The following is an 18747-nucleotide window of genomic DNA, read 5'->3' as shown; positions in this document are numbered from 1 at the left end:
CCGCGCGGCATCCCGTTTTCGGAAGGTTTCAGGCCTCAGCCGAAATAGTGCTTGTATGCCAGCTTGTAGTCAGGCTGGTTCAGGTTGAGGTAGTTCATCACCGTCTGCGCATAGGCTTTCTGGCTTTCGATAACTTTGGCAAAGAACGGGTCTTCGTTCGCGATCCGCTCAACCACAACATCCCACGCGTTCAACTGCGCCTGCATCACGCTGTCAGGTGTGCGGTACACGTTGACGCCCTGCTCGTTGGCCAGCTTCACAAGGTCATCCGCATAGCGCTTGGTGTTGTTCCAATAGAAATTGGAATTCTCGGCCTCGGACGCGTATTTCAGGATCGCCTGAAGCTCGGGTGCAAGCGCGTTATACTTGTCCTTGTTAAAGGTGACCTCGAAGAATTCCTGGCTCTGGTGGAACGAGGCCAGGTGGTAGTGCTTGGACACGTCCTGCATACCAAAGTCACGGTCCGAGGTCGGGTTGTTGAATTCCGCCGCATCGATCAGTCCGGATTTCATCGCGGGCTGAATTTCGCCGCCCGGCAACTGCACAACGGACATGCCCATCTCTAGCAGAACGTCGGCTGCCAGACCAACGGTGCGGTACTTGAGGCCGTTCATCTGATCCGCGGTCGTGATCTCTTCCTTGAACCAGCCAAGCGGCTGCGCCGGCATCGGCGAGTTGAAGAACGACACAACGTTCAGGCCAAGAATGCCCATTAGTTCGTCGAACAGTTCCTGGCCGCCGCCATAGTTCACCCAGCCCAGAACTTCCTGACTGGACCACCCGAAGCATGGGCCGGTGCCGAACAGCGAGGCTGTTTTGGATTTCGAATACCAATAGGCCGGGACGTAATGCGCCGCATCCAGAACGCCGCGGTGAACCGCGTCCTGCATCTGGCTTGTTTTGACCACCGAGTTCACGGGCAACAGTTCAATCGTCAGCTTGCCGCCGGACATCTCGTTGACGCGGTTCACATAGGCTTGCGCGTTTTCAAGAAAGATGCCGCCTCCCCAGGCGGCCTGCATCTTGAAGTTGACTCCTTCATCGGCATGGACAGCGGGTGCAGCAAGCGCACCAGCGCCCACAACAGCCGAGCCACGCAGAAAGCTTCTGCGGTTCAAAGATTTTGTCATGTTTCCTCCCTTGACTGGCCCCTCGCCTCTTTGTTTTCGGCACGGGCACCAATCCGCCCTGCAGCGGATGCGGATAACGATAAGCCAGAAAACAGAATTTGCAAAATTTTTTGGAAAGTCTTTCACGAATAATTCAAAAAATACCGTAATTATATGAAATTGCGTACTTTTTAATTTTCATTTTTTTTGACACGCAGACGGGCTAGAGTCTGTGGATACAAATCCGAGCATTGGTTGCCCCATTATGACCGAACAAATCGCCGCCTCACGCCGGGGTCGTCCGCGCCTTCCGTCAAAACAGGACAAGCCAGGTAAATCACCTGTGCTTGCGCTTGATCGTGGGATTCGCGTGTTGATTCACCTTGCCGAGGCGAAGGCTGCGACTTTGGCAGAGATTGCAAAAGAAACCGCGATTCCGGCGGCAACGGCACATCGGATTCTCAGCACGCTTCAGCATCGTGGCATGGTCGCCCATGACGCCGAGCAAGGCAATTGGCGGATAGGACCGCAAGCCTACCGGATCGGGAACGCGTTTGAAGAGGGGTCGAACCTGCTGGAAGTTGCACCTGCGGTGATGCGAGCGTTGTCCAAAGATACGGGCGAGACCGCGAATCTGGCGGTCGAAGACGGTGGCAAGCTGCTGTATCTTGTTCAGGTCGAGTCGGAAAATCCGATACGGGCTTCAATCAAGAACGGGACCAACGCTTACTTTCATACATCCGGCGTGGGCAAGACCATAATGGCGTTCATGGAAGACGATGACCTTGACAGTTTTCTTGAGCCGCTTTCGCTGCTTCGCCAGACGTCGAACTCAATAACGGACAAACAGCGGCTGAAGGACGAACTGAGAAAGTCCCGGCAACGCGGTTGGGCGCTGGACGATGAGGAACGGTCATTGGGTATGCGCTGTATCGCTGCGCCGGTCTTCGATTCTCTGGGGAACGTTGTCGCGGGCGTTTCGATCTCGGGGCCTATCACGCGGTTTCCAGACGAAAAACTGGACACGCTTGCGATGTCGGTCATTCAGGCTGCGAATGAGATTTCGGAAAGGCTCAGGCATAGGCCCGCAGGGAAATGATTGCGTCGGTGAGCTAGAAACTCGTTCCCAGTGGCAAACGCGCGCACCTGCCGATCTCTGAAACTCGGAAAAGAACTTGTGACGGCGCTTCGCGGAGACGGGCGTCCGTTTTGCGCGCCCCGGCTAATCTCAGCCCCTCCGACCACTTCCACCATCCTGTGGAACATATGCGTGATGGTTCGCGAAATCTGTCATTGAACAGGGTCTGCGCAGCTTTTGCGACTTGGTTGAAGACCAGCTTTTCCCTGCACAAGCGTTGCACCCCAGCCTCCCGGAACTGGTCTTTGGAGTTGCATACACGATCTTTTTCTATTGTATACAGTTTGAATATTTATTATTGCGCCGAAGAAACCTGGCCTTGCAGGCGATTCTATCATCGCCGGTAAGCCGTTGCCTTGGTGGGAGGTTCGGGCATGAAAGACGCCTCGCGGCACAGAAAGACCCAACTCTACGAGCACCTGAAAACGGCGGTGCTGACTCAGATGTTGAAGCCGGGCGAAGACCTGGACGAAACAACCCTGTCGGATCAGTTCGACCTGTCGCGCACACCTTTGCGCGAGGTATTTCGCCAACTGGCCGGTGAGGGCTATCTTGAATTGCGCGAGAACCGGGGCGCGCGGGTGTCCGGCATGTCCTACACCACGCTGCGCGACTTTTTTCTGGCCGCGCCCATGATCTATGGTGCCATTCTGCAGCTTGCCGCCAAGAACGGGAAACCCGACCAGATAGAGCTGCTGAAAGAGGCGCAGGAGACGTTCAAAGCGGCGTTGCGATCTGGCTCGAGCGCGGATCGGGCGATGACCAACAACCGCTTTCACGAGATTACCGGGGATATGGCCGATAACATCTATCTGCTACCGTCGTTCAAGCGGCTGCTGATCGACCATGCGCGGATCAGCATGACGTTCTACCGGCCTCAGGATGCCGCGATGGCCAAGAACCTGCCCGAAGCCAGCGCCCAGCACGACGCCATCATCGCCGCCATCGAGGCGGGCGATGAGGCGGCTGCTGCGCAGCTGGCCATTGACCACTGGAACCTGTCCCGCGACCGGATCGAGCTGTTTGTCACGCCCGACGGGCTTGACGTGCCGCTGGGCTCTGTCGCTCGCAAAACCCCTGCATGAGGATCAACATGACCCCCTTGTTCAAATTCGAAGGGATCTACACACCTGTAGTGACCCCGTATCACGACGATGGCAGCGTCCATTGGGATGCTCTTTCGGACGTGATCGAATACCTGATTGAAAACGGCGTGCACGGCCTGATCTCGGGCGGTTCGACCGGCGAGAACTATTCACAGACCGTGGCGGAACGGCTGGAACTGGCGAAGTTCACCCATGAACGGCTGAAGGGTCGCACGCCTCTGGTCGTCGGTACGGGCGCGATGATGACGCCGGATTCGATTGCGCTGGCGGCGGGCGCGCGCGAGATCGGGGCGGATGCGATCTTGCTGGCCAGCCCCGCCTATTCGGTGCCAACCGACCGCGAGAATGCGCTAAACGCGTTGGCCATCGACAAGGCCGCAGATCTGCCGGTGATGCTGTACAACTACCCGCACCGCACCGGCACAATGATGGGAGAAGAGTTTCTGGATCGCGTCGGTCGCAGCCGGAATTTCTGCGGGATCAAGGAAAGCTCGGGCGATATCAACCGAGTGCACCTGCTGGCGCGGGATTACCCTCATATCCAGCTGGGCTGCGGCATGGACGATCAGGCGCTTGAATTCTTCGCTTGGGGATCGCAGTTCTGGGTCTGTGGTGGGTCGAACTTCCTGCCAGCCGAGCATGCAGCGCTTTACAATGCCTGCGTGATCGAGGGCGACTTCACCAAAGGCCGACGGATCATGAGCGCGATGCTGCCGCTGATGCACACTTTGGAACAGGGCGGCAAGTTCATCCAGACCATCAAGCATGGCGTCACCATGAACGGGATCGACGCAGGCCCGGTACGCCCACCGCTGAAAGGTCTGAACAAGGACGACAAACGCGCGCTGGAACAGGTGACACGGGTTTTGAAACGTACAATCGCCGATATCGTGGCAGAAGGATAAGACACATGGCTCTGCTGACACAGGACGAATACAAATCCACCGCCGCAGGCTTAACCCTGCCCACCGGCGCTTTCATCGACGGCAGCTTCCGCCCGGCGATGTCCGGCGAGACCTTTACCAGCGTCAACCCGGCCACCGGTGAAAAGCTGGCCGAAATAGCCTCATGCGGCTCGGAAGATGTGGACTTCGCCGTCGAAAGGGCGCGCGAGGCTTTTGACGATGGCCGCTGGTCGAAACTGCACCCGTCCGAACGCAAGGACGTGCTGATCCGCCTGTGCAAACTGATCACGCGAAACGCGCATGAGTTGGCGGTGATGGAAAGCATCGACAGTGGCAAGCCCATTTATGATTGCGAAACCGTGGATGTCGCCGAAACCATCCACTGCCTGAAATGGCACGCCGAGGCGATCGACAAAATCTACGATCAGGTAGCCCCTGCCAGCGATGACCACATCGCCATGATCGTGCGTGAGCCCATCGGAGTGGTTGGTCTGGTGCTACCGTGGAACTTCCCGCTGCTGATGCTGGCGTGGAAGATCGGTCCGGCGCTGGCGGCGGGTTGTTCGGTGGTGGTTAAGCCTGCTCAGGAAACCACGCTGACCGCGCTACGGCTGGCGGAACTGGCGATGGAGGCAGGTATCCCGGCGGGCGTCCTAAACATCCTTCCCGGCGGGGGTGCCGAGGTGGGTGAGCCGATTGGCCGTCACATGGATATCGACATGGTGTCCTTCACCGGCTCGACCGCGACCGGGAAGAAATTTCTGACTTATTCGGCGGAATCGAATGCCAAAGAGGTCGTTCTGGAAATGGGCGGCAAGAACCCGGCCATCGTGATGGATGACGCCGAGAATCTGGACCGCGTGGCCCAGCATCTGGTCAACGGCGCGTTCTGGAACATGGGCGAGAACTGCTCGGCCAGCTCGCGCCTGATCGTACACAAGAACGTAAAGGCCGAGCTGCTGGAACGCATCGCCCATCACTCCAAACAGTGGAATATCGGCGATCCGCTGGACCCTGAAACCCGCATGGGTGCGCTTGTGTCCGAGGGTCACTATTCCAAGGTCTGTTCCTATCTGGACAAGGCTGAAAACGTGGTGATCGGCGGCAAGGCGAATAATGGTTTTGTCGAGGCCACGGTGGTTGAGGTTGAAGACAACAACACCTTGCTGGCGCGAGAGGAAATTTTCGGGCCGGTCCTGTCGGTGATCGAGGTTTCGGGCTTTGATGAAGCGATTAAGATGGGCAACGACACGGAATACGGTCTGTGCGCGTCGATCTTCACCGCCAATGTCAAACACGCCATTCGTGGGGCCCGTGCCCTGCGGGCCGGGACCGTCACCGTCAACAGCTTCGGCGAAGGCGACATCTCGACCCCCTTTGGGGGTTACAAGCAGTCGGGCTTTGGCGGGCGGGACAACTCGATCCACGCTCATGATCAATACACCCAGTTGAAAACGATCTGGATTGATCTGGCCGATGATGCGGATGAGGCCGTAAGTTGACGGGGTACACCGCAAAATCTCTGCCGGTCCAGCGGGGGCCGGCAGCCTGGAACGCCATTCTGGGTGATCAGCCCGGCGCAATTGTGCTTGAGGCCGACCAGAATGCCGATTTCGTCATCGTGGGAGGCGGCTTTGCGGGCCTGTCCGCCGCGCGCCGGATCACGCAGCTGCAGCCTGATGCGAAGGTTGTGGTGATCGACGCGGGCCGCATTGCCGAGGGCGCGGCGGGCCGCAACTCGGGCTTTATGATCGACTTGCCGCATGATCTGGCCTCGGACGATTATGCCGGTGAGGGTGATGACCGCAAGATAATCGGGCTAAACCGCCACGCTATCGGTTTCGCGCGCGCGGCGGTGGACGAATACCAGATCGATCCAAATTTCTTCGACCCGGTGGGCAAGGTAAACGGGGCCGCCAGCGAAGGGGCCGAGGCGCGTAACAAAAGCTATGCGCAACACCTGGCATCGCTGGGTGAGGACAGCCAGATGCTGGACCCTCAGCAGATGTACGATCTGACCGGCTCGCGCCACTACATCTCGGGGCTCTATACCCCCGGCACGGTCACGCTGCAGCCTGCGGGCTATATCCGTGGGCTGGCCGCCGGGCTGATCCGGCGAAGGGTGCAGATCTTTGAAAACAGCCCTGTCACAGGTTTTGCCCGCGACGGCGAAGGCTGGCGGGTGCAGGCAGAAAAGGCGGCCATAACCGCGTCAAAGGTCATTCTGACGGTCAACGGCCATCTTGAAAGCTTCGGGATTGAACGCGACCGCCTGATGCAGATTTTTCTGTTTGCCGTCATGACCCCGGAGCTGGACGGGGACGCGCTGAAAAAGCTGGGCGGGCAATCGCGGTGGGGGATTACCCCGTCCGATCCGATGGGCACCACCATGCGCCGTATCGACACCGGGCAAGGCGGCAACCGTATCGTCACCCGCACCTGCGCTGCCATGCGCCCCGGGATGGCCTCCAAAGCCAGCGACCTGAACCGCGCCGCGCGCGTGATGCAACGCAAATTCGATCAGCGGTTTCCGCAACTGGCCGGTATGCAGATGCAATACCAATGGGCGGGCCACTTGTGCCTGAGCCTCAACGGTGTTTCGGTCGCGCGTGAAATCGAGGCTGGAGTCTATTCCGGTTGCGTGCAGAACGGGCTGGGCACCGCGCGCGGCACTCTGACGGGCATCGCCGCCGCGGAGCAAGCCTGTGGCCACAGCTCGGAGATCACCCGGCATTTTGAGGCGGAAGCCCGGCCCAAGCCCCTGCCCCCGCAACCGTTCCGCGAGATTGGCGCAAATGTGGTTCTGCGCTGGAGAGAATGGCGCGCGCGCGAGGATTGATCAGGGCAGGCTCAGCTTGGCCATGCGCCCGCCATCCACGGTGTAAATCTGCCCGGTGATAAAGCTGGCATCGGACGAGGCGAGGAATGCGACCAGCGCCGCGACTTCCTCGGGCTTGCCAGTGCGGGCAACAGGATGGATTTTTGAGATGTCCCTGCGGAACGCGGCGGGATCTTCCATGCTTTCGATAAAATCGAGGTTAAGATCCGTGTCGATCCACCCCGGCGCAACCGCGTTGCAGCGAATGCCCTCGGCCCCGTGATCGACGGCCACAGCTCGGGTCAGGCCGTGCAGCCCGGCCTTTGAGGCGCAATAGGCCGCGTGTCCGGGATTGCTGCCCAGCCCCTCGACCGAGCCAGTGTTCACAATGCTGCCCCGGCTTTGGCGGAGATAGGGCAGCGCGGCTTTGATCATCAGGAAAGGTGCGGTCAGGTTGACCGACAGGTTGCGCTGCCAGTCCTGCAGGCTCATGTCTTCGACCGAGGCTTCCTGCATCATGCCCGCATTGTTAACCAGCACGTCCAACTGGCCGGTGCGGTCGATCACCTCTGACACCACCCGCGCCGGACTGTCAGGATCGGTGAAATCCGCAGCGATACTGTCGAACCGGCTATCTGCGCTCCGCTGCGCGGTAATCACGTGCGCGCCTTCCTGCTGCAACCGCTCGGCGATAGCCCGACCGATTCCGCTGCGCCCGCCTGTGATCAGCGCAACTTTGCCCTTAAATCGGGTCATGACACCGGCTTCCCGCCATTGACCTCGACCAATGAGCCGCAGACATAGCGGGCGGCGTCCGAGATCAGGAACATGACGACATCCGCGATGTCTTCAGGTTCAGCGATGCGGCCCAGCGGGACGGTCTGGCCCAGTTCGACCACCGCCGTATCCGGATCGAACCCGCGCTTTTCAAAGCCCGAGCGCAGCATGGGCGTGTTCACCTCGTTCGGGCAGACGGCGTTGATGCGAATGCCCTGATACGCGTGGTCCATGCCCATACATTGCGTCAGGGATGCGATGGCGGCTTTGGTCATGCAATAGACCGCGTGGTTGGGACCGGGCCGTAGGCCCCAGCATGAGGCGGTATTGACGATGGCCCCGCCGCCCGCTGCCGCCATGATCGGGATCGCGGCACGGCAGATACGGAACGGGGCCTCGACATTGACACCCAGCGAAAGTGACCAGTCCTGATCCGAGGTTTCGGTCACGGACCCGCGAGTGATCACACCGGCATTATTCACCACAATGTCCAAACCGCCAAGCCCGTCCGCCGCTGCCTGGGCCAGCCCGTCTGCATAAGTATGATCCAGCAAATCGCCGGGCAAATGTACCTCGGCCTCAATCCCACTGACGTCGCGATCCGCAACCGCAACGTGCACCCTTGCCTCGCGCAGGCGCGCCGCGATAGACGCTCCGATGCCCCCGGCTGCGCCGGTCACCAGTGCTGTCTTACCTTCTAGGCTCATAGGGGCAACCTCCCGACCCTCATATGATAAAATCGGTGTGTCAGAACGACTGGTTCAACTCATCCGCCGCCGGGATTTCCCGTTCGCGGCGGGCAATATAGTCCAAAAGCGCTTCGTTCTTGCCTTCGTCCAGCTTCGGCTCTTCGTACTCGGCCAGCAGCTTCTTGGCGTGTTTCAACGCACGCTCGGTGATCTCAACGCTGCCTTCGGCGTGCCACTGCTCGATCGAGTTGTTGTCGAACAGATCGGGCATGAAGAAGGCGGTTTGAAAGTTCTCCTGCGTGTGCGGGTGGCCGAGATAGTGCCCGCCCGGACCAACATCCGGAACAGCCCCTAGCGCCTGATCGAAATCGTGCCATTTCGGCCCTTCGGCCATGCGATACGCCATGGCACATTGTTCTGCGTCCACCACGAACTTGGCGACCGAACAGTGCATGCCAGCCTCATTCCAGCCCGCCGAGTGCCAGATATAGTGTGCGCCGGCATGGACAACGGCGCTGAGTGTGGTGGCCGATTCATACCCGGCCTGCGCGTCGAACGTCTTGGCCCCGCCCAGCGTGTTCGAGGTTCGCCACGGCACATCGTAGAACCGCGCCATCTGGCCGATCATGAAGTTCATCAGGCTGATCTCGGGCGTGCCCGCCATCGGCGCGCCGGATTTCATCGACACAGTTGACAGGTAGTGGCCCCAGATCGCCGGACAGCCCTTGCGAACCACCTGCGTATAGGCCAGCGCCGACAGCGCCTCGGCGGTCAGTTGCGCGACGGTGGCGGGGACGGACGCGGGCGTGTTCGCGCCGCCCAGCACGAAAGGCGAGCACAGGACCGGCTGATTTCGGCGGCAAAAGGCGCGCATCGCGCCCAGCATGGTCTCATCCCAGACTAGCGGGCTGTTGCCGTTGCAGTTGCCGGTCGTGACAGGGTTGTTGTCGATGAAGTCATCGCCGAACAGGATCGCGCACATATCCATCACATCCTCGGCGTTCTTGGGCGAGGTGGTCATGCCCATGAACATCTTGTCCGAGTATTTCATCGACGAATACGTGATGCGTAAATGCCGCTGGCTGATCGGATGATCGTAAGGCTCAACGATATGATGGGCTGAGCTGTGCAGCGCGGGCATCATGTGGCTGAGCTTGTGGAACATCGCCAGATCTTCCAGCGTGGGGTTTCGCCGCACATCTTCCAGATCTCGCAGAAAGGGCGCGCCGGTCATCGGCACGAACACCGAGTGCTTGCCGCCCAGCCGGACATTATTGCTAGGGTTTCGCGCGTGATAGGTAAACTGCGCCGGAATGGTCGCGATCAACTCGCGGACCATGTTGCGGTCCAGATAAACCAGTTCTCCGTCCACCTTGGCCCCTGCCCTTTTCCAATCCTCCAATGCAATCGGATCACGGAACTGAACCCCGACATTTTCAAGAATGTCCATCGCGGCGCTGTCGATCATCTCGACCTGACAGCCATCCATGACCTCGCAAAGCGGAAGGTTGCGCGTCAGGCCGGGCAGCATGTCGAATTTCGGGGCGGTGCGTAGGGCGCGGCGGGCAGAGCGCCCTCCGGCACGCGAACGGGTGGGAATTTCAGCGGTCATCGGAATTCTCCTGATTTTCCATGAAAATGCGCGCTATGACCATCGCGCGCCTCTCATTATGCGATGTTTTGTTGAAATAAGCGACACGTCGGAAAGGGCCGTTAAACGTCGGTCCGCCAGATCAACCGATCTTGTTTCGTTGCGCGTGTGGAGACACGCCAAAGCTTGCCTTGAACACTTTCGAAAAATGGCCGGGATTGTCGAAGCCGCAGGCCATGGCAATATCCGTGACGGAGTCTTCGGTTTGAAGCAGCAGTTTCTGGGCGCGCTCCAGCCGCATCTCCATATAGTATTTTTTGGGCGAGGAGTTCAGGTATTTACCGAACAACCGCTCCAACTGGCGGGTCGAAATTCCAAGCTGGGCGGCGATTGAGGATGGCGGGATCGGTTCGTCTATATGCTCTCGCATGACCTGGATCGCCGCCGCTAAATGCTTGTTGCGCATCCCGCTTCGCGATTGCAACGAGACCCGCTGTTTCGCTGTTGCGGCACGCACCGCGTTGTAAACCATCTGATCCGCGACATCGAGCGCCAGCGTGTCGCCGTGATCCTGCCCGATCAGGTGCAGCATCAGATCCGCAGTGGCCGTTCCGCCCGAAGCCGTGATGTGCTTTTCATCCGAAACAAACACGTTTCGCACCAGATTCACCTCGGGGAAGGTCTCCATGAAACTGTCATGATACTCCCAGTGAATTGCTGCTTTCTGATCTTCAAGGAACCCCGCTTCGGCCAAAAGCCAGGCCCCCGAGCACAAGGCCCCGATCCGCGTGCCGCGCGCCCTTTCGCGGCGCAGCGCAGCCAGCAGGGGGCGGCTTGCGTGGGCACGCATATGGATGCCGGACAAAACGAAAAGACGGTCGCATTTCGGGATGGCCCCGAGCCCTCCGTCAACCAGCGTTTTGGTTTCATTGGACGAGATCGCCGTCTCACCGTTTTCGGACAGCAACGTCCATTTGTACAGTTCCTGCTGGCTGAGCAGATTGGCAATCCGCAACGGCTCGACCGCGCAGGAGAAGGCAATGTGCGAGAACTCTTCGACAAGGATAAAGGTGTAGTGCTGCGTCTGAGACATAGCTTTCTCTAGCGCCGATGTTTTTGTGCTGTCCAGAGGGTAAGTGCCGGGCCTTCAAACGGGCTTGCGCGCAGCGAGCAGATCGCGGGCTTCTTTTACGTCCGGTGAGGTCTCTCCGCCGGTGATCTTCGAAAGAACATTTTCCAGATCAGAGATGGCAGAGGGCATTTTCCCGAATTTCCGGCACTGTCTGACATAGTCCACAGCCGTTCGAAGCTCGAACATATGTGCGTGTTGCTGTCGCGCTGTGTCCAGAGCCGCGCGGAACTCGGGCTCAGCGGGCTCGCCCCTCGAGCTTGCGAGGGCGTGAATCCGGTCTGTCTCGGCCTGCGCCCAACCTTCGTTTGTCAGGGCCTGATGCTTGCGGGCGCTTGCCAGAAGGGTCAGCGACCCCTCTCGATCCCCCGTTTTCAGCGTCAGTTCGGCAATCAGGGTCAGGAAGAAAGGTTTGTAGTTCCCCGCACCGCTCGCCCACCACGCTTTGGCCGCGTTGTGCAGCGCGCGGATCGTTTCGGGCCCGGGGTCAATGTAAGCATCCACCCAGCTTCGCCAAAGGGTCGCCGTCAGCGACATGAAGGTAAAGGAATGCTCGGCGGACAGGTCCTCAAGCTGGTCCACGACTTCGACCACTTTTTCGGACTCGCGGCGCAAAAGGTGCAGCATGCACAAGTAAGTGAGCGATTGAGCGATGCTATGGGCGTGCGCAAGCGTTCGTGCGCCTGCAACCGCCCGCTCTTGGATCTCAAGCGCTTTGTCCGGATCGCCGCGCATCCAGATGGCCAGACTCAGGAAACACGATGTGATAGCTGCATGGTCCGACCCGTAGATAAACGCCAGATGCCCGTCACGGTCCGGGTTGTAGAGGTCCAGCGCTTCTTGCAGGTGTTCATAGGCCGGGTCCAGTTCCCCGATATGGAACAGAACCGCCCCCATCGCCCGATGCGCCACCATCCGGTGCTGTGTCTCGCCGGTCGTTTCGGCAAGGTCCAGCAATTGCCCTGCGACCGTACGCGCCAAGTCATACTCGGCCCGGACCAGATGGAAGGAATACAGGCCATTCAGAATCGGGAAAAGATGTTCGGTTTCTTCGACCCGCTCGCACAAGTCCCGGATGCGCGAATAAACCGACCCGGTTTCATCCGCAGCGATTCCCGCCGTTGAGCGCAGGACGCCTGCGCGCAGAACCTGTATCTCAATCTCCCTCCGATCCCGCTCGGGGCTGCGGCCCTGCTGGCTGAGTTGTTCGATTGCCAGACCGAGCTGCGTGTTCGCCTCGATATTGGCGGACCGTTTGACCGCGCGCTGACCGGCAAGGTACCGGCAATCGATTGCCTCGGACGCCATTCCAGCCAGCGTGTAGTGGTGCGCCAGAATCTCGGGGCTGGCATCGCCGATATGGGTGGATTTCTGGTTGAGGGTCTGCGCGACGCGCGCGTGCAGAACCCGGCGTTCGCTTTTCAGAAGGCTGTTATAGGCCGTGTCCCGAATAAGAGCATGACGGTAGCTGAAGGTTTCCAGGTCGTCGGTATCCGAAATCGTGACGATACCCGCGTCGACCAAAAGTTCCAGACCGGCGCGCAGGGCCTTTTCCCCAAAGCGGGACACTTTGGCGATCAGAGGATAGGAAAACTGCGGCCCGATGACGGCCCCGACCTGGGCGACCTCCTTGGCTGAACTCAGACGATCGAGGCGCGCCATCAGCGCATCGTGCAACGTGCTGGGTACCGAACTGGCCGGGGACGCGCCGCCTATCGCAAAAGCATCAGACCCTTCGCTTAGAACCCCGGATTCAACCAGGTCTTTTGTGACCTCTTCGACATAAAGCGGCACGCCATCGGACCGGGCAGCAATCAACTCATACATCTCGTCCGTTATCGCGTTGGATTTGGCGACCTCGTTCACGATGCTTTTGACCTGCCGGAAATCCAGTTGCCGCAATGCAACCTTCGTCAGGTTCGACTGCAAGGCCCAGCCCGGATCAAACTCGGGCCTGAAGGTCATCACCACAAGCACTGGAAGGTCCCTGATCTGATCCACGATCCGGTCCAGCAGCAGTTTCGTGGTCGGATCTACCCAATGCGCGTCTTCGAACAACAGCAGCACAGGTGTTTCCTTGGCCTTGGAAACCAGAGTGTCGATCAGCAGCGCCAGCGTCTGATCCATGACCTGCTGTGGCGTCAGGTCCAAAGGCCCCAGTTGGTCTTCGAAAGGAACCGACAGAAGCAATGCAGCTAGTTTTAAGGTCTCGCTGGTCCCATCCGCCAGAACCGAGGAGATCTTCTTCAGCTTCACATCGTTTGCGTCATCCGCACGCAGGTCTGCAGCCGTTTCAAGCTGGCGAATGGCCGGATAAAAGGCGCTCGCATAGTGGTATGGTGAGCACTGATACCGAATTTGGGTATGCGAGGCCCCGCCTATGTTCCGGCTCAGTTCTTCGACCAGCCGGGACTTGCCAATGCCTGCCTCGCCCGACACCAGCACAACCTGCCCCTGACCGCCAGCGGCCAGCTTCCACCTGTCGTGGAGGGCCTCGTACTCGGTCACACGACCGACCAGCGGACCAAGCGAAACATTATCTGTGGCCATGAACCGGCTGATCTTTTCCCGCGTCCCAGTCACTTGCCAGGCTTCGACTTCCTTGGCGAAACCCTTCAGCTTGAACGCACCGCGCAGAACGTATTCAAAGGCGTTCCCGGCCAGTTGATGCGTGGTCGGGGCGACAATCAGCGTGCCGGGGTCGGCCATGGCTTGCAGACGGGCGGCCAGATTGGGCGTCTCACCCATCGCGGTCCCGTCCTCGAACATCTTTTCGCCGCGCAAATCGCCCACGACGACCAGCCCGGTCGCGATTCCGATGCGAACGTTCAGCTTGGCGTGTGTACGGATTTCAGGGATTTCCTTGATGATCCGCAACCCCGCACGAACGGCGCGTTCCGGATCGTCTTCATGGGCGTGCGGGAAGCCGAAAAACACCATGATCCCGTCGCCATAATAACTGGCGATATGACCATCGAAAGCCGCAACCGAGGCCGCGCAGCTTTCCTTGAACAACCGAAGCACCTCGGCCAGATCTTCCGGATCGACCCGCTGGGACAGCTCGGTCGACCCCACCAGGTCGATGAACATAACGGTCAGTTGCCGCCGCTCGGCCACAATCGATGGCCCCAGAGCGGTGTTTTGTGGGCGGCTATCCCCATCGACACTGGCGCGAACCGCCTTCATGAAACGCCGCCGCGGCCCAAGCGGCAGCCCGATGGTGACAAGGTCTTCGTCGGTCAGTTCGGTTAGATCACCAAGCTCGATTTCGTGTTCAGCAAAGGCCCCGGCATATTTGGACAGCCCGTGTTTCTCAAGCCAGAGCGCTATATCGGACATTCAATTGTTTCCCGTACCGTTGTGGTTAGCCCATCGGGCGTGTCACAACGGCGGGCATCTCCCTGCTTGCATCGTTTTCTCAGGACAGCCGGTGGTTCTGGCCTGCTCTGAGTCAATGAAGAACGACGTCGTGCAGCGGTCAAGGGGTTCAGCCCCTGCTAGCAGATTTCCCTGTGCAGATTTTCGTCAATTGTGGGTTCTGAACACGCCCTGCCCCCGCCGCGCGTGGGCAGGACGCGGGCCGTTAGGCAAAAACAGAATAAAATTCGTCAGGAACCGTTTCGGCCAATGCCTCGACATTTCGCGTCAGGCTCGACGCCTTGGATGTTCCGATCAGTACCGAGGATGTTAATCCATGTGACTTGGCGAATTGCAAGGCAGCGGTGGCCAGGGGCATTCCAAGGGTCTCGGCCTTGTCCTGCAGGGCCCTTACACGTTCCAGAATCTCCGACGACGCGGGCTGGTAATCATAGGTGGCCCCTTCGACCGGACCCGTGGCAAGGATACCCGAATTCAGCACGCCCCCCAGAACAAGGCTTGTGCCCTGCGCGAGACATTGTGCGGTCAGCTCTTCCTCTGCCGAACGGTCCAGAAGGGTCAACCGACCGGCCAGAAGAATGACATCAATCGGCCCATGGCGCATGACGTCCAGACAAACCTCATTCTCATTGACGCCCAAACCGAAGGCACGGATACGGCCCTGCTCTTTCAGCCTGACCAGCCGCTCATAGCCAGAGGCCAGAAACGCCTCCATATGAGGATCGTTGCCCGCCCCGTGCGTGTAGGTACCGATGTCGTGCACAAAAACAATATCGGCATGGGTGGTCTGCAACCGCTCAAGACTGCCTTCCAGCGAGGCTTCGATTCCGTCGCCCGAATAGTCATACCTTACCGCGTTGGGCAGCGGGTTGATGAACCCGTCAGCCTCGGCCATCGGCTGGCCCGGGGACAGAACGCGGCCCACCTTGGTCGAGATCACATAATCCGACCGGGGTTTGCTTGACAGGAATTGCCCCAACCGCTGTTCCGACAGGCCGCGACCGTAATGGGGGGCGGTGTCGAAATAGCGGATTCCGGCATCCCAGGCGGTCGCCAAAACGTTCCGCACATCTTCGTCTGACGCTTCACGGTAAAGGTTGCCGATACTGGCGCAGCCGAAAGACAGTTCGGTCACGTGCAAGTCGGTATTGCCGATTTTATTGGTTTTCATTGGTGTCTCCAGCAAGCGTTCACGGTCTTAGGACCCATAAAGCAGATTGGGCAGCCACGTTACCAGCGAGGGCACAAAGGTCAGCAGCAGCAAAACGCCCAGCAGCGGCACCAGAAACGGCAGCGTGGCGCGGACGCATTGTTCGAACGGCACTTTCGAGACGCGCGACAGCACGAACAGCACCATGCCGACGGGCGGGGTCAGCAGGCCCAACATCAGGTTCAGGATGACGATGATGCCCAGATGCACCGGGTCGATGCCAAACTGCGCGGCCACCGGCATCAGCACCGGAACCAGGATCGAGATCGCGGCAATGGTCTCCATGAACAGGCCGACGATCAGGACCACGGCCATGATCAGCAGCAGGACGACTGCCTTACTATCGGTGAAGGACAGCACGAATTCAGCGAAATGCGCCGCAACCTGATTGGCTGTCAGAATCCAGGCAAAGACCGAGGCCGCGCCCACGATCATCATGATCGCCGCCGTTGTCTCGATAGTTTCCAGCGAGATCACCGCCAGCTTCCGAACCGTCAGAGTGCGATAGACCACGGTCCCCAAGATAAGCGCGTAGGCGGCGGCCCCGATGGCGGCCTCGGTCGGGGTGAAGGCACCCGAGACGATGCCGCCCACGATGATGACCGGTGTCATCAGCGGCAGGAAGGCTGCTTTGAAGCGTGTGGCGATAACCGAGGGGCTGAAACTCACGTCGCGCGGATAGTTACGCGTGCGCGACATCCACCAGATCATGATCGACAACGACAGCGCCATCAGAAGACCCGGCACAATGCCCGCTACGAACAGTTTGCCGATTGAGACCGAGGCCATGACGCCAAAGATCACCAGCGGCAGCGAGGGCGGGATGATCGGCCCAATGGTCGACGAGGCCGCCGTGACGCCGACGCTGAAATCATCGTCATAGCCTGCTTCACGCATGGCTTTGATTTCGATGGCCCCCAGCCCGCCCGCATCTGCAACGGCAGCACCGGACATACCCGCGAAAATGATGCTGGCGCCGACATTCACATGACCCAGACCGCCATGCATCCAACCGACGATGGCGCGGGCGAAGCCGAAGATACGCGCCGTGATTCCAGCGGAATTCATCAGCGCTCCGGCCAGAATGAAGAAAGGGATCGCCAGCAGCGGAAAGCTGTCCATGCCGTTGACCATGTTGTGCATCAACAGCACCGGCGGCAGGCCGGAATAGAGGATGTAGGCAAAGGACGACAGCGCCAGTGAAAACGCGATTGGCACGCGCATCAGCATCAGGCCGAACAGGGATACGAAAAGAATGATCAGGCCCATTTGTTGACGCCTTCTTTAAGCTGCTTCACCCGCGCGACGATCTGATAGGTGACAACCCCCAGATTGCCGACCGCCAGTATCATGACTGCGGTGTGCAGGTAGTATTTCGGGAATGGCAACGAGACCATTTGCTGGAACGAGGTACGCTGGATCAACTCCCAGGCCGACCAGATGATGACGGCAAACAGGATGAACGTCGCGGCCAGTGCAAAGATATGCACCCAGCTCAGCAACCGACCATAGTACTTATCGACGAATTCCAAAACGATATGGCTGCCGACAGCCTGACACCGGATCGCTCCGGCAAAGCCCAGCAGGATCAGCAGATACCGCGCCGCCTCTTCGGTCCAGGCGATTGAATCGTTCAGAACATAGCGGGTAAAAAACTGCAGGAAGACCACTCCGAACAGCAGGCCGAACAGTGCAAGCAAGCCATAGTCCGCCACGGTGATGCGGTAATTCTGAAAATGCGCATCGTCTTCGGCAGCAAGAGCGTCAAAGTCTATTTCGGGCGGGGCATCGGACATCAGGACATACCTCGTGCGTAAAGGCCGGACCCGGAACACAGCCGGGTCCGGTATTGCGAATTATTCCTGGATCGCCTGGAGGCGCTCGAAGGTCTCAGCATCCCACGGAACGGTGTCGCTGATCAGCAAGGGTGCAACAGCTTCCATGAACGGCGCACGGTCCACCTCGTTCACGGTCACGCCCTGCTCACGGAACCAGTCGGCCAGTTCAGACTCGGACTGCACGATTTCGTCCGACGTGGCCGATGCGGCCTCGGCCAGCGCATCCAGCAGCGCCTGACCATCATCACCCATCTTGCCCAGCGTCACGGGCGAGACCACGACGGCAAGCGAGTTGGTGATGTGGCCGGTCAGGTTGATGTTCGACTGCACCTCGTAGAACTTCTTGAACTGGATGGTCGGCAGCGGGTTTTCCTGAGCGTCCACAACACCTTGCTGCAGGGCCAGGTACACTTCGGCAAAGGCCATCGGTGTGGGGTTCGCACCAGTTGCTTCGGGGAACATCTGATAGGCAGGTGCGTTCGGCGTGCGGATCTTCAGACCTTCCATGTCACCGGGCGCAAGGATCGGCTTGTTCGAGGTCACGTGGCGCGCGCCATAATAGGTCATGGTCGCAATCGTGTTGCCAGAGATGTTCTTGTATTCATCGGCCATCTCATCGAACAGGTCCGAATTCACATAGGCCTTCCAGTGATCATAGGACCGCATGGTGAACGGATAATCCGAGATGCTGATCGGGCCATAGGACTGACCCAGGAACGCCACACCGGTATAGATCGCGTCAACGGTACCAAGCGACAGCGCCTCGTTCAGCGCGGCCTCTTTGCCCAGTTGCGAGGCCGGGAAAACCTCCATCTTGTAGCGACCGTCGGTCTTTTCCTCGAGCAGCTCTGCGGCTTTCACAGCAGCCGCGTGATAGGGGGTCGAAGCCTCGTAGACGTGACCGAAGCGCAGCACTTCCTGTGCCAGACCAGCCGTCGCGCTGAGCGCAACAATACAGGCCGCTCCAAAGGCCGTTTTACCAAAGTTGTACATTTTGTCTTTCCTCCAAGGTTGGGTTGAAAGCCGCCCGACTGTTGTTGCCCTTATGGTCAGGCGGCT

General features: G+C 59.3%; 15 protein-coding genes. 5 read left to right on the top strand and 10 right to left on the bottom strand.

The window, feature by feature from the left end; genetic code table 11:
* Positions 1-35: 35 nt before the first annotated feature.
* Complete coding sequence (locus ACR0JN_RS11060) at positions 36-1130, bottom strand: TRAP transporter substrate-binding protein (protein ID WP_480816027.1); 1095 nt, start codon at positions 1128-1130, stop codon at positions 36-38.
* Between the two features lie 244 nt (positions 1131-1374).
* On the opposite strand from ACR0JN_RS11060, the gene ACR0JN_RS11055 reads away from it, so the two are divergent.
* The 5 genes from ACR0JN_RS11055 to ACR0JN_RS11035 all read left to right on the top strand — a co-directional run bounded on the left by ACR0JN_RS11055 (position 1375) and on the right by ACR0JN_RS11035 (position 7097).
* A complete protein-coding gene (locus ACR0JN_RS11055; RefSeq protein WP_480885616.1) occupies positions 1375-2208 on the top strand; it encodes an IclR family transcriptional regulator in 834 nt (277 codons plus the stop codon).
* Positions 2209-2621: 413 nt separating this feature from the next.
* Positions 2622-3332, top strand: coding sequence for a GntR family transcriptional regulator (locus ACR0JN_RS11050; protein ID WP_480885614.1), 711 nt, complete (start codon positions 2622-2624; stop codon positions 3330-3332).
* Between the two features lie 8 nt (positions 3333-3340).
* The gene (locus tag ACR0JN_RS11045; RefSeq protein WP_480885613.1) at positions 3341-4258 is read left to right on the top strand and encodes a dihydrodipicolinate synthase family protein; all 918 of its coding nucleotides are present in this window, start codon (positions 3341-3343) and stop codon (positions 4256-4258) included.
* Between the two features lie 5 nt (positions 4259-4263).
* Positions 4264-5760, top strand: a complete 1497-nt coding sequence (locus tag ACR0JN_RS11040) for an aldehyde dehydrogenase (protein WP_480885611.1) — start codon at positions 4264-4266, stop codon at positions 5758-5760.
* Positions 5757-7097: an NAD(P)/FAD-dependent oxidoreductase gene (locus ACR0JN_RS11035; RefSeq protein ID WP_480885610.1), complete on the top strand. Its 1341-nt coding sequence runs from the start codon at positions 5757-5759 to the stop codon at positions 7095-7097. The genes ACR0JN_RS11040 and ACR0JN_RS11035 overlap by 4 nt, the downstream gene beginning before the upstream one ends.
* Here the strand turns inward: ACR0JN_RS11035 and ACR0JN_RS11030 are convergent, their stop codons facing one another.
* The 9 genes from ACR0JN_RS11030 to ACR0JN_RS10990 form a co-directional block, all read right to left on the bottom strand.
* Entirely contained in the window at positions 7098-7832 is a 735-nt protein-coding gene (locus ACR0JN_RS11030; protein WP_480885609.1) for an SDR family NAD(P)-dependent oxidoreductase, read from the bottom strand.
* Complete coding sequence (locus ACR0JN_RS11025; RefSeq protein ID WP_480885607.1) at positions 7829-8560, bottom strand: SDR family NAD(P)-dependent oxidoreductase; 732 nt, start codon at positions 8558-8560, stop codon at positions 7829-7831. Before ACR0JN_RS11025 ends, ACR0JN_RS11030 begins: the two co-directional genes overlap by 4 nt.
* A gap of 40 nt (positions 8561-8600) precedes the next feature.
* Complete coding sequence (locus tag ACR0JN_RS11020; protein WP_480885605.1) at positions 8601-10154, bottom strand: trimethylamine methyltransferase family protein; 1554 nt, start codon at positions 10152-10154, stop codon at positions 8601-8603.
* 121 nt (positions 10155-10275) lie between these two features.
* Complete coding sequence (locus ACR0JN_RS11015) at positions 10276-11226, bottom strand: GlxA family transcriptional regulator (protein WP_480816018.1); 951 nt, start codon at positions 11224-11226, stop codon at positions 10276-10278.
* A gap of 54 nt (positions 11227-11280) precedes the next feature.
* On the bottom strand, positions 11281-14601 hold the full coding sequence (locus tag ACR0JN_RS11010) for an ATP-binding protein (RefSeq protein WP_480885603.1): 3321 nt from the start codon (positions 14599-14601) through the stop codon (positions 11281-11283).
* Between the two features lie 244 nt (positions 14602-14845).
* Positions 14846-15811: an aldo/keto reductase gene (locus ACR0JN_RS11005; protein ID WP_480885602.1), complete on the bottom strand. Its 966-nt coding sequence runs from the start codon at positions 15809-15811 to the stop codon at positions 14846-14848.
* A gap of 27 nt (positions 15812-15838) precedes the next feature.
* On the bottom strand, positions 15839-17119 hold the full coding sequence (locus ACR0JN_RS11000) for a TRAP transporter large permease (RefSeq protein WP_480816015.1): 1281 nt from the start codon (positions 17117-17119) through the stop codon (positions 15839-15841).
* A complete protein-coding gene (locus ACR0JN_RS10995) occupies positions 17110-17646 on the bottom strand; it encodes a TRAP transporter small permease (protein ID WP_480885600.1) in 537 nt (178 codons plus the stop codon). Before ACR0JN_RS10995 ends, ACR0JN_RS11000 begins: the two co-directional genes overlap by 10 nt.
* A 60-nt stretch (positions 17647-17706) precedes the next feature.
* Positions 17707-18681, bottom strand: coding sequence for a sialic acid TRAP transporter substrate-binding protein SiaP (locus tag ACR0JN_RS10990; protein ID WP_480816013.1), 975 nt, complete (start codon positions 18679-18681; stop codon positions 17707-17709).
* Positions 18682-18747: the final 66 nt, after the last annotated feature.

Source organism: Ruegeria sp. G12 (assembly GCF_056533565.1).
This window is presented reverse-complemented; position numbering and strand designations above follow the sequence as displayed.